11 protein-coding genes are annotated in these 12,393 nt (G+C 69.9%); 9 read left to right on the top strand and 2 right to left on the bottom strand.

The window, feature by feature from the left end:
- The first annotated feature begins 10 nt into the window (after positions 1-10).
- The 6 genes from eccD (at position 11) to JW613_RS26365 (ending at position 7,218) form a co-directional block, all read left to right on the top strand.
- Positions 11-1,537: a type VII secretion integral membrane protein EccD gene (gene eccD, locus JW613_RS26390; RefSeq protein WP_209213502.1), complete on the top strand. Its 1,527-nt coding sequence runs from the start codon at positions 11-13 to the stop codon at positions 1,535-1,537.
- A 94-nt stretch (positions 1,538-1,631) separates the two neighbouring features.
- Entirely contained in the window at positions 1,632-1,922 is a 291-nt protein-coding gene (rpsO, locus tag JW613_RS26385) for a 30S ribosomal protein S15 (protein ID WP_016470189.1), read from the top strand.
- A gap of 329 nt (positions 1,923-2,251) precedes the next feature.
- Positions 2,252-4,528, top strand: coding sequence for a polyribonucleotide nucleotidyltransferase (locus tag JW613_RS26380; RefSeq protein WP_209213411.1), 2,277 nt, complete (start codon positions 2,252-2,254; stop codon positions 4,526-4,528).
- Positions 4,525-5,919: a M16 family metallopeptidase gene (locus tag JW613_RS26375; protein WP_209213410.1), complete on the top strand. Its 1,395-nt coding sequence runs from the start codon at positions 4,525-4,527 to the stop codon at positions 5,917-5,919. Before JW613_RS26380 ends, JW613_RS26375 begins: the two co-directional genes overlap by 4 nt.
- Before the next feature lie 73 nt (positions 5,920-5,992).
- A complete protein-coding gene (gene dapB / locus JW613_RS26370; RefSeq protein WP_209213409.1) occupies positions 5,993-6,745 on the top strand; it encodes a 4-hydroxy-tetrahydrodipicolinate reductase in 753 nt (250 codons plus the stop codon).
- A 23-nt stretch (positions 6,746-6,768) separates the two neighbouring features.
- Positions 6,769-7,218, top strand: a complete 450-nt coding sequence (locus tag JW613_RS26365; protein WP_209213408.1) for a tetratricopeptide repeat protein — start codon at positions 6,769-6,771, stop codon at positions 7,216-7,218.
- A 27-nt stretch (positions 7,219-7,245) separates the two neighbouring features.
- Here JW613_RS26365 and JW613_RS26360 read toward each other — a convergent pair whose 3' ends face one another.
- Positions 7,246-7,797 carry an SCO5741 family PH domain-containing membrane protein gene (locus JW613_RS26360; RefSeq protein ID WP_209213407.1) on the bottom strand — a complete coding sequence of 184 codons (552 nt, stop codon included), beginning with the start codon at positions 7,795-7,797 and terminating at the stop codon, positions 7,246-7,248.
- Between the two features lie 129 nt (positions 7,798-7,926).
- The gene (locus tag JW613_RS26355; protein ID WP_099884727.1) at positions 7,927-8,163 is read right to left on the bottom strand and encodes a hypothetical protein; all 237 of its coding nucleotides are present in this window, start codon (positions 8,161-8,163) and stop codon (positions 7,927-7,929) included.
- A 286-nt stretch (positions 8,164-8,449) separates the two neighbouring features.
- Between JW613_RS26355 and thyX the strand changes: the two genes are divergently transcribed.
- The 3 genes from thyX (at position 8,450) to JW613_RS26340 (ending at position 12,181) form a co-directional block, all read left to right on the top strand.
- A complete protein-coding gene (thyX, locus tag JW613_RS26350) occupies positions 8,450-9,187 on the top strand; it encodes an FAD-dependent thymidylate synthase (protein ID WP_209213406.1) in 738 nt (245 codons plus the stop codon).
- A gap of 234 nt (positions 9,188-9,421) precedes the next feature.
- Positions 9,422-10,321: a 4-hydroxy-tetrahydrodipicolinate synthase gene (gene dapA, locus JW613_RS26345; RefSeq protein ID WP_209213405.1), complete on the top strand. Its 900-nt coding sequence runs from the start codon at positions 9,422-9,424 to the stop codon at positions 10,319-10,321.
- Positions 10,322-10,495: 174 nt separating this feature from the next.
- Positions 10,496-12,181, top strand: coding sequence for a ribonuclease J (locus JW613_RS26340; protein ID WP_209213404.1), 1,686 nt, complete (start codon positions 10,496-10,498; stop codon positions 12,179-12,181).
- The last annotated feature ends 212 nt before the right edge of the window (positions 12,182-12,393 follow it).

Below are 12,393 nucleotides of genomic sequence, written 5' to 3'. Positions count from 1 at the left end.
GGACACACAGGTGAGTACGACGGCTTCCGCCGCGGCCACCGGATCCGGCGGGCAGCCGGGCTCCGGCGGTGCCCGAGGTGCGGCCGGTCCGTCCGGCCGGGCGGCCGGATCGGCACTGGACACCGGCTTCTGCCGGGTGACCATCGTGGCACCGGACAGCCGGATCGACGTCGCGCTCCCCGAGGACATCCCGGTCGCCGACCTGTACCCGGAGATCCTCCGGCTCTCCGGGCAGAGCCCGGCGCAGGGCGCGCCCGTCGGCTACCACCTGGTGCGCCGCGACGGCACGGTCCTGGACAGCTCCCGCTCCTTCGCGGCCCAGCGCATCCTGGACGGCGAGGTGCTCAGCCTGCGCCCGTTCGCCGAGTCGCTGCCGCCCGCCGTCTTCGACGACGTCTCCGACGCGGTCGCCTCCGCGGTCACCCGCGACCGCCGGCTGTGGGGCGACGACATGCTGCGCGCCGCCGGACTGATCGGCGGCGGTGTGCTGCTGGCGCTGATGGCGGTGGTGCTGTGGTTCTCCGACCCGGCCGGGCACGACATGCATGGGCTGGCGGGCGTCCTGGCGGCCGTCACCGGGGTGCTGCTGCTGGCGCTGTCCGCCGTACGGGCCCGCGTCTACGACGACCGGCCGACCGCCGTCACCCTGGGCCTCGCCGCCATGCCGCACCTGATGGTCGCGGGCAGCGGCCTGCTGCCCCTGGAGGACGGGCTCGGCATCGGCAGGCTCCAGTTCCTGCTCGGCTGTGTGGCCGTGCTGCTGGGGGCGGCCATCCTGGTCGCGCTCACCCCCAACGGGGACGGCCCGTTCGTCGCCGCCGCATTCACCGCGACCATCGGCACCCTGATCACCTTCATCGCGATCGTCACCGAACTGCGTCCGGTGGAGACGGCCGCCATCTGCGCGCCCGTCGCCGTCGGTGTCCTCGCGTTCCTTCCGGGCCTCTCGACCCGCTTCGCGCGGCTGCCCATCGGCTTCGAGGCCACCCGCACCCGGATGAGCGACTACGACACCGACCCGGACGCCGCACCGCAGACGCAGGGACCGATCGACGCCGAGCGGATCGCGGCCCAGGCCCGGCGCGGCCACGAACTGCTCGTCGGCCTGGTCGGCGGTTGCGCGGCCGTGGTCGTCGTCTCCAGCGCGGTGCTCAGCTTCTCCTCCTCCGGCTGGGGGCAGCTGCTCACTCTCGCCACGGGCATCGCCATGCTGTTGCGCTCCCGCCTCTTCCGCTACACCTCACAGGTCAGCAGCTCCCTGGTCGCCGGTCTGGCGGCGCTGCTGCTGCTCGGCACCGGGCTCGCTGTGGACTTCCCCGCCGACGGTGACGCGGTGCGCACCGTGTGGCTGAGTGCTGCGCTCGCCGTCACCGCGCTGCTGGCCGTCGCCATCGGGCTGACGGTCCCCAACAAGGGCCTGACCCCCTTCTGGGGCCGGTTCCTGGAGATCCTGGAGACGTTCTTCCTGCTCACGTTGGTGCCGCTGTGCCTGGCGGTGATGAACGTCTACTCGGCGGCCCGCAGTCTCACCAGCTAGCCACTGATACTCTGTACCGGCCTCCCGAGTATCGAAGCCTCCCCTGTGAAGAAGACCAGGGGCGCTCGGCGGCATGAAACCCCGAGGAGTACGAGTGTCGTCTCTCGACGCCGCGACGAAGAAGCAGATCATCTCCGAGTTCGCCACCAAGGAGGGTGACACCGGCTCCCCCGAGGTCCAGGTGGCGCTGCTCTCCCGTCGCATCAGCGACCTGACCGAGCACCTGAAGACCCACAAGCACGACCACCACTCGCGCCGTGGCCTGCTGCTGCTGGTCGGCCAGCGCCGCCGCCTGCTGCAGTACCTCGCCAAGAAGGACATCCAGCGCTTCCGTGCGCTGGTCGAGCGCCTCGGCATCCGCCGCGGCGCGGCGGGCGCCCGCTAGTACGTGACGAAGGGAGCGGTTCCCGGACCCGGGGGCCGCTCCCTTCGCCGTATCGCAGTACGGCCGCTCCCCATATCGCAGTACGACGGCCTCTCGCGGAACGTGGAAGCTTTGTAGTCTTGTCACGCGAGACAAAGCCGTAAGACATCACTGACAGCATGAGGAGGAGCGCACCCGAGACGCCGGTCCTCGGTAGTGGCCCCCGGACCCGTGGAAACCCCGCGGAGGCACCGGGAGCTTCGATCGAAGACCGGCCCGCACCGGGAGCGCTCCTTGAGCACACAGTCCGCCGCAGACGAGCAGCGGACGCAGACGAGGAGATATTCCTGGTGGAGAACGAGACCCACTACGCCGAGGCCGTCATCGACAACGGCCCCTTCGGCACCCGCACCATCCGCTTTGAGACCGGCCGCCTCGCCAAGCAGGCCGCCGGCTCGGCCGTGGCCTACCTGGACGACGACACCATGGTGCTGTCGGCCACCACCGCCTCGAAGCAGCCCAAGGACCAGCTGGACTTCTTCCCCCTGACGGTCGACGTCGAGGAGCGGATGTACTCTGCGGGCAAGATCCCCGGCTCCTTCTTCCGTCGTGAGGGCCGCCCGTCCGAGGACGCGATCCTCACCTGCCGCCTGATCGACCGCCCGCTGCGCCCCTCCTTCAAGAAGGGCCTGCGCAACGAGATCCAGATCGTCGAGACGATCATGGCGCTCAACCCCGACCACCTCTACGACGTGGTCGCCATCAACGCCGCCTCCTGCTCCACGCAGCTGGCGGGCCTGCCCTTCTCCGGCCCGATCGGCGGCACCCGTGTCGCCCTGATCAAGGGCCAGTGGGTCGCTTTCCCGACCCACACCGAGCTGGAGGAGGCCGTCTTCGACATGGTCGTCGCGGGCCGCGTGCTGCCCGACGGCGACGTGGCCGTGATGATGGTCGAGGCCGAGGCCACCGAGAAGACCATCGAGCTGGTCAAGGGCGGGGCCGAGGCGCCGACCGAAGAGGTCGTGGCCGCCGGTCTGGACGCCGCGAAGCCGTTCATCAAGGTGCTGTGCCGGGCGCAGGCCGACCTCGCCGCGAAGGCCGCCAAGCCCACCGGCGAGTTCCCGATCTTCCTGGACTACCAGGACGACGTCCTGCAGGCGCTCAGCGAGGCCGTCCGCGACGAGCTCGCCCAGGCGCTGACCATCGCGGCCAAGCAGGAGCGCGAGAACGAGCTGGACCGCGTCAAGGCGCTCGCCGCCGAGAAGCTGCTCCCGCAGTTCGAGGGGCGCGAGAAGGAGATCTCCGCCGCCTACCGCGCGCTGACCAAGACCCTGGTGCGCGAGCGCGTCATCAAGGAGAAGAAGCGCATCGACGGCCGCGGCGTCACGGACATCCGTACGCTGGCCGCCGAGGTCGAGGCCATCCCGCGGGTGCACGGCTCGGCGCTGTTCGAGCGCGGTGAGACCCAGATCCTGGGCGTCACCACGCTGAACATGCTGCGCATGGAGCAGCAGCTGGACACCCTCTCGCCGGTGACCCGCAAGCGCTACATGCACAACTACAACTTCCCGCCCTACTCCACCGGTGAGACGGGCCGCGTCGGTTCGCCCAAGCGCCGCGAGATCGGCCACGGCGCGCTGGCCGAGCGCGCCCTGGTGCCGGTGCTGCCGACCCGCGAGGAGTTCCCGTACGCGATCCGGCAGGTCTCCGAGGCACTGGGCTCCAACGGCTCGACGTCCATGGGTTCGGTCTGCGCCTCCACCATGTCGCTGCTGAACGCCGGTGTGCCCCTCAAGGCGCCGGTCGCCGGTATCGCCATGGGCCTGATCTCCCAGGAGATCGAGGGCGAGACGCACTACGTCACCCTCACCGACATCCTCGGTGCCGAGGACGCGTTCGGTGACATGGACTTCAAGGTCGCCGGTACCAAGCAGTTCGTCACGGCTCTCCAGCTCGACACCAAGCTGGACGGCATCCCGGCCTCCGTGCTGGCCGCGGCCCTCAAGCAGGCCCGCGACGCCCGGCTGCACATCCTCGACGTGATGAACGAGGCCATCGACGTCCCGGACGAGATGTCCCCGAACGCGCCGCGGATCATCACCGTGAAGATCCCGGTGGACAAGATCGGTGAGGTCATCGGCCCCAAGGGCAAGATGATCAACCAGATCCAGGAGGACACCGGCGCCGACATCACCATCGAGGACGACGGCACCATCTACATCGGTGCCGCCGACGGTCCGGCCGCCGAGGCCGCCCGCGCCACCATCAACGGCATCGCCAACCCGACGATGCCCGAGGTCGGCGAGCGCTACCTGGGTACCGTCGTCAAGACGACCACCTTCGGCGCGTTCGTCTCGCTGCTGCCCGGCAAGGACGGTCTGCTGCACATCTCGCAGATCCGCAAGCTGGCCGGCGGCAAGCGGGTCGAGAACGTCGAGGACGTCCTCGGCGTGGGCCAGAAGGTCCAGGTCGAGATCGCCGAGATCGACCAGCGCGGCAAGCTCTCGCTGATCCCCGTCATGGACGAGTCCGAGTCCGACAGCGGCTCCGAGGCTTCCGAGGCCGGCTCGGCCGCTGCGGGTTCTGAGTCCGGCTCCGCAGACACCGAGGACGAGACCGCGAAGTGACGCGTACGTTCCGTACGACGGCCCGCCCCGCCACCCCGGCAGGGCGGGCCGTCGCCCGTACCAAGACCCGCACCCGGACCCTGATCCCGGGGCAGAACGGCGCGGGTACCGTCCGCAAGAGCGTGCTCCCCGGCGGACTCCGCGTGCTCACCGAGACCCTGCCGACGGTCCGCTCCGCGACGTTCGGCATCTGGGCGCATGTCGGCTCCCGTGACGAGACACCCGCGCTGAGTGGCGCCACCCACTATCTGGAGCACCTGCTCTTCAAGGGCACCGAGCGGCGCAGCGCGCTGGAGATCTCGGCGGCGCTGGACGCGGTGGGGGGCGAGATGAACGCGTTCACCACCAAGGAATTCACCTGCTACTACGCGCGGGTCCTGGACGCCGATCTGCCGCTGGCCATCGATGTCGTCTCCGACATGCTCACCAGCTCGGTCATCGACCCGGACGAGGTCGAGTCCGAGCGCGGCGTCATCCTCGAAGAGATCGCGATGACGGAGGACGACGCGGGCGACTGCGTGCACGACCTGTTCGCGCACACCATGTTCGGCGACACCCCGCTGGGCCGCCCCGTGCTGGGCACCGTCGACACCGTCAACGCGCTCACCCGCGACCAGGTGGCCCGCTTCTACAAGAAGCACTACGACCCCACCCGGCTGGTGGTCGCCGCCGCCGGAAACCTCTCCCACGAGAAGGTCGTACGGCAGGTGCGGGCCGCCTTCGACCGGGCGGGAGCCCTGGAACGCACCGAGGGCGCCGACCCGGTCGGCCCCCGCTCGGGCAGCCGCACCCTGCGCACCAGCGGCCGTGTCGACTTCCTCGACCGGCCGACCGAGCAGGCGCACCTGGTGCTCGGCATGCCCGGCGTCTCCCGGCACGACGAACGCCGCTGGCCGCTCGCGGTGCTCAGTACCGCGCTCGGCGGCGGTATGAGCTCCCGGCTCTTCCAGGAGATCCGCGAACGGCGCGGCCTGGCCTACAGCACGTACGCCTACACCTCCGGCTACGCCGACTGCGGCCTCTTCGGCGTCTATGTGGGCTGCCGCCCCAGCCAGGTGCCCGATGTGCTGAAGATCTGCCGTGAGGAGCTCGACAGCGTCGCACGGCACGGGCTGAGCGACGACGAGGTGCGCCGTGCCGTCGGCCAGCTGTCCGGCTCCACGGTGCTCGGTCTGGAGGACACCGGGGCGCTGATGCACCGCGTCGGCAAGAGCGAGCTGTGCTGGGGCGAGCAGATGTCCACGGACGACATGCTCGCCAAGATCTCCGCCGTCACCCCTGACGACATCCGCGAGGTCGCCCGTGACGTGCTGGACCGGCGCCCGTCGGTGGCCGCCATCGGGCGGCTCACCGACCGCCAGACCGCTCATCTCCACGAGGCCGTAGCCTGACGACTCGGGCGTCCCCCTCCTCCTCGATCACGTCTCACCACGTCTCACACGTCTCACGTAAGGAACGAGCACAATGAGCAAGCTGCGGGTAGCCGTTCTCGGCGCGAAGGGCCGCATGGGCTCCGAGGCCGTACGGGCCGTCGAGGGCGCCGACGACATGGAACTGGTCGCGGCCCTCGGCAGTGGCGACCCGCTCAGCACGCTGACCGAGGCGGGCGCACAGGTCGCCGTCGACCTCACCCGCCCGGACGTCGTCATGGCCAATGTGGAGTTCTGCCTGGCCCACGGCATCCACGCCGTCGTCGGCACCACCGGCTGGACGGACGAGCGGCTGGCGACCGTACGCGCCCAGCTGGCCCAGTCGCCCGGCACCGGCGTGCTCATCGCCCCGAACTTCGGGATCGGCGCCGTGCTGACGATGCGCTTCGCGCAGCAGGCCGCCCGCTTCTTCGAGTCCGTCGAGGTCGTCGAGCTGCACCACCCCGGCAAGGCGGACGCACCCAGCGGCACCGCCGTGCGTACCGCGCAGCTCGTCGCACAGGCCCGCGAGGCGGCGGAGCTGCCCGCCCAGCCGGACGCCACCACCACCTCACTGGAGGGCGCGCGCGGCGCCGACGTCGACGGAGTGCCCGTGCACGCGGTGCGGCTGCGGGGGCTGGTCGCGCACCAGGAGGTCCTCTTCGGCGACGAGGCCGAGACGCTCACCATCCGGCACGACTCCCTGCACCGCAGCTCGTTCATGCCCGGTGTGCTGCTCGGTGTGCGCAAGGTGCCTTCGGTGCCGGGGCTCACCTTCGGGCTCGAACACTTCCTCGACCTGGACTGACCGGACCGACGGAGCACAGCAGCATGCGCGCGAAGATCACCTACTTTCTCCTGGCCGCCGTCCTGGTCGTCTACTTCGTCCTGGTCGGCAGCAGGGGCGTGCTGCTGATCGAGCAGGGCACAGCGGTCACCATCGCCTTCGGCGTCGCCGTGCTGGTGCTGCCCTTCATCGGGGCCTGGTTCCTGTGGCACACCACGCGCTTCGCACGGCGGGCCGGACGGCTGGCGCGACAGCTGGAGGCGGAGGGCGGCCTGCCCGTGGACGAGCTGGAACGCACGCCCTCGGGCCGAATCGACCGGGCCTCGGCGGACGCGGTCTTCGCCCGGCGGCAGGCCGAGGCGGAGCAGAACCCGGACGACTGGCGCTCCTGGTTCCGGCTCGCCGTCGCCTACCACGACGCCCGCGACACCCCCCGCGCCCGCAAGGCCATGCAGCACGCGATCGCCCTGCACGAGGCCGCTCGCCGCGACTAGCGCCGCCGGCCGGCGAGCCCTGGCCGCTCACCGCGACTCGGCGGCCCAGCCTTCGATGACATCGGCCGCACGGTCGAACGCCCGCGGCCGGGAGAGGAAATCAGCATTCTGGTTGGTCAGCAGCGTACGCTCGCCGACGGCCCGCCCCGCAGGGACCAGCACCAGGGCCTGCCCCTGCACCGTGCGCGGCATCCCGAGCCACCGCACCGGCCGCTGCAGCGTACGCAGCGTGCCCACCTCGGCCCAGCGCAGCGTCGTCGTACGCAGCACCCGAACCTGACGCAGCCCGTACGAGCTGACCCACACCCCGGCGCGCAGCAGGCGCACCGCGAGGGCGATCAGCAGCAGTCCGCCGCCCGCGCATATCGCCCCGCTCGGCAGCCCGCCGGCGAGAGCGATGATCAGAGCGGAGAAGAGCACATAGGACGCGAGGAGAAGCAGCAGCGCGCCGCCGCCGACCCGCCAGGGGCCCGGGCGGTAGGGGCGCCGCCACAGATCGCGGTCGGCCTCGGCGAGGGTGACCGACTGGGCCGCGTGCACGGCGTCTTCGCGGTCGGCTGTCACAAAGGGCAGGGGCACGGCACGTCCTCGCTCGCTCACGACGGGTCTGGCACGCGGCTGCTCGCCGCAGCGGTGTGAGCGGTGACATTAGCGAGGCCCGAACGAGGCGGCCACCCCCGGGTGCCGTTGCCGGGGGTGGCCGTCGGGTCAGCGGCCCTCGGCCGCTGCCGGGGGTTCGTGCGACGGGGTCTGGTTGTCGCTGAGTGCCGGTAGGCCGAGCAGGACCGAGCCCACGAGCCCGGCGACGATGGTCAGCCCCACCAGGGCGCTGCCTGCGACCTGGCGGAAGCTGCGGCGGGCAGGGGGCGGCGGGGTGACATTGCTGCGGAACCGGTCTGCCTCGGCTATGAAGGCGAACGGAACGGATTCTCCGCGGCGGGACATGAAGGTGCGCTCCTGCGTGATCGTTCTGGGTCGGTCATGTAGCTGGGTTGGATATGAGGTGAACGTCCGGGTCGGCGTCTGAGTGCCCGCTGCCGACGGACGCATGTGAAAAATATCAACCGGGACGCAGAGCTATGTCACCGGGGTCGCGTTTCTTCCTCCCTGAGACTCGTTTGTCCTATTAAGAGTGGTCAAAGCGGACTATCCATCCGTCCCGGCTCCCGCTGTCGGACCCTCCCCGTAGGCTGGCTCCCGCTCTGGCAGACGTACGTGGAAGGACCAGCCGGTGACCGAAACCCCCGCCCCGCCCGCCCCCAGTTTCCGCAGCGACATGACGGTCGAGCTGGTCAAGCACAGCGCGTCCGACACCGATGTGCTCTGGGCGGCCCGGGTCTCCACCGCGGGCGAGCAGTCCCTGGACGAGCTGCAGAAGGACCCGGAGCGCTCCAAGGGCCTGATCAACTATCTGATGCGGGACCGCCACGGCAGCCCCTTCGAGCACAACTCGATGACCTTCTTCATCAGCGCCCCGCTCTTCGTCTTCCGGGAGTTCCACCGTCACCGCGTCGGGTGGTCCTACAACGAGGAGTCGGGCCGCTACCGGCAGCTGCAGCCCGTGTTCTACGTCCCCGACCCGTCCCGCAAGCTCGTCCAGCAGGGCCGCCCGGGCAAGTACGAATTCGTGGAAGGCACCCAGGAGCAGCACGAGCTGACGAGCCGCTCCATGGAGGAGGTCTACCGCAGGGCCTACGAGACGTACGAGGAGATGCTGGCGGCCGGCGTCGCCCGCGAGGTCGCCCGTGCGGTGCTGCCGGTGGGGCTCTACTCCTCCATGTACGCCACCTGCAACGCCCGCTCGCTGATGCACTTCCTGGGGCTGCGCACCCAGCACGAGCAGGCCAAGGTGCCCAGCTTCCCGCAGCGCGAGATCGAGATGGTGGGGGAGCTGATGGAGGAGCAGTGGGCCAAGCTGATGCCGCTGACGTACGCCGCGTTCAACGCCAACGGCCGCGTTGCACCCTGAGCCGGCCTGCCCCCGGTCGGCGGGGTGCGAGAGGTGTCCGTATTGCGACGTTTGAAGAACTTCATCTAGGGTGATTGTGCGGTCCCGGCACTGCCTGAACCCCCGAGCAGGCAGTGCCGGGGCCCTCTTCGCACTCCTCCGGAGCCGGAACCCCACCGCTTCCCCGGCAGATCCCCGCCGTATCCGCGGCCCCGAGGGAGCGTCGCGGGGTGCGCTGCGAGTAGCGTGGACCTTATGGCTCCGACCTCCACACCGCAGACGCCCTTCGGGCGGGTCCTGACCGCGATGGTCACGCCGTTCACCGCGGACGGCGCGCTCGACCTCGACGGCGCGCAGCAGCTCGCCGCCCACCTGGTGGACGCCGGCAACGACGGCCTCGTCGTCAACGGCACCACAGGTGAGTCCCCGACCACCACCGATGCGGAGAAAGCCCAGCTGGTCAAGGCGGTCGTGGAGGCCGTGGGAGACCGGGCACACGTGGTCGCCGGAGCCGGTACCAACGACACGGCACACAGCCTCGAGCTGGCCCGCGCCGCCGAGAAGGCGGGCGCACACGGCCTGCTGGCGGTGACGCCCTACTACAGCAAGCCCCCGCAGGAAGGTCTCTTCCGGCACTTCACCGCCATCGCCGACGCGACGGACCTCCCGGTGATGCTGTACGACATCCCGGGCCGCAGCGGTGTCCCGATCAACACCGAGACGTTCGTCCGGCTCGCCGAGCACCCCCGCATCGTCGCGAACAAGGACGCCAAGGGCGACCTCGGCCGTGCGAGCTGGGCCGTCGCCACCAGCGGCCTCGCCTGGTACAGCGGCGACGACATGCTCAACCTGCCGCTGCTGTCCGTCGGCGCCGTCGGCTTCGTCTCCGTGGTCGGCCACGTCGTCACGCCGGAACTGCGCGCCCTGCTGGAGGCGCACCTGAGCGGTGACGTCGCCAAGGCGACCGAGATCCACCAGAAGCTGCTCCCGGTCTTCACCGGCATGTTCCGCACCCAGGGCGTCATCACGACCAAGGCCGCGCTCGCCCGCCTGGGCCTTCCCGCGGGTCCGCTCCGCCTTCCGCTGGTCGAGCTGTCCCCGGAGGAGCTGGAGCAGCTCAAGCACGATCTCGCCCACGGCGGGGTACATCTGTAGGTCTCAGACTTCACAACTGCATACCGCCGGACAACGGCAGCAGTGCACGACAGTGCATGACCCTTCGGAACAAGCACGACACGTACGTACGACACGTGCGTCTGCGTGCGCATCATGAATATCGCGCGCCACGTGCCCAGGCGGGTGCGTGGCGCGCGTGGTAAGGAGAGTCTTTTGAGTCATCCGCATCCCGAGCTTGGCCCGCCGCCGAACCTCCCCGAGGGGGGCCTACGCGTCACCCCGCTGGGCGGCCTCGGCGAGATCGGCCGCAACATGACCGTATTCGAGTACGGCGGCAGGCTTCTGATCGTCGACTGCGGCGTCCTCTTCCCCGAGGAGGAGCAGCCCGGTATCGATCTGATCCTCCCCGACTTCACCTGTCTGAGGGACCGCCTCGACGACATCGACGGCATCGTCCTCACCCACGGCCACGAGGACCACATCGGCGGTGTCCCCTACCTCCTGCGGGAGAAGGCGGACATCCCGCTGATCGGCTCCAAGCTGACCCTCGCCCTGATCGAGGCCAAGCTCCAGGAGCACCGCATCCGGCCCTACACCCTGGAGGTCGAGGAAGGGCACCGGGAGCGCATCGGTCCCTTCGACTGCGAATTCCTCCCGGTCAACCACTCCATCCCCGACGCCCTGGCCGTCGCGATCCGCACCCCGGCCGGCATGGTCGTCCACACCGGCGACTTCAAGATGGACCAGCTGCCGATGGACGGCCGCCTCACCGACCTGCGGGCCTTCTCCCGCCTCGGCGAAGAGGGCATCGACCTGCTGCTCAGCGACTCGACCAACGCCGAGGTCCCCGGCTTCGTGCCGCCCGAGCGCGAGATCTCCGCAGTGCTGCGCCAGGTCTTCTCCAGCGCCCAGAAGCGGATCATCGTGGCCAGCTTCGCCAGCCATGTGCACCGCATCCAGCAGATCCTGGACGCCGCCCACGAACACGGCCGCCGCGTCGCCTTCGTCGGCCGCTCCATGGTTCGCAACATGGGCATCGCCCGCGATCTGGGCTACCTCCAGGTCCCGGCCGGCCTCGTCGTCGACGTCAAGACACTCGACGACCTGCCGGACGACGAGGTCGTGCTCGTCTGTACCGGCTCCCAGGGCGAGCCCATGGCCGCCCTCTCCCGGATGGCCAACCGCGACCACCAGATCCGGATCGTCCAGGGCGACACGGTGATCCTGGCGTCCTCCCTCATCCCGGGCAACGAGAACGCCGTCTACCGGGTGATCAACGGACTGACCCGCTGGGGCGCCAACGTCGTCCACAAGGGCAACGCCAAGGTCCATGTCTCCGGGCACGCCTCCGCCGGCGAGCTGCTGTACTTCTACAACATCTGCCAGCCCCGGAATCTGATGCCCGTCCACGGTGAATGGCGTCACCTGCGCGCCAACGCGGAACTGGGCGCGGCGACCGGGGTACCCCATGACCGCATCGTGATCGCCGAGGACGGCGTCGTGGTCGACCTGGTCGACGGCAAGGCCAAGATCAGCGGCAAGGTCCAGGCCGGCTATGTGTATGTCGACGGCCTCTCGGTCGGCGACGTCACCGAGTCCTCCCTCAAGGACCGGCGCATCCTCGGTGACGAGGGCATCATCTCGATCTTCGTCGTGGTCGACAGCACCACCGGCAAGATCGTGGGCGGCCCTCATCTCCAGTCCCGTGGCTCCGGCATCGACGATTCCGACTTCGCCGCGGTCATCCCGAAGCTCGATGAGGCCCTGGCCAAGTCGGCCCAGGACGGCGTCGCGGAGACCCACCAGCTGCAGCAGCTGGTGCGCCGCACGGTCGGCAAGTGGGTCTCGGACACCTACCGCCGACGCCCGATGATCCTCCCTGTGGTCGTCGAGGTCTGACCCTCCGTCGGGTCCGCGCTCGAGGCACGAGCGCGGACCCACGACGAGCGGGGCGCCTCGATTTGCCTCCGGGCGCCCCGCTCCAGTACGTTTACATCTCCACCGCATCGGGAACCCGGGCCAACTACGGTCTGAGGGCGACCGATTGCCAGGAATCCGAAATCAGCTCGGAAACGAGCCGGGAAAAGATTCTGGTAAGGTTGGAGACACCG

It is taken from the genome of Streptomyces smyrnaeus (assembly GCF_017676345.1).
GTDB classification, from domain to species: domain Bacteria; phylum Actinomycetota; class Actinomycetes; order Streptomycetales; family Streptomycetaceae; genus Streptomyces; species Streptomyces smyrnaeus.
Note: the sequence above shows the minus strand (reverse complement) of the source record. Positions and strands in the feature narration are given on the sequence as shown.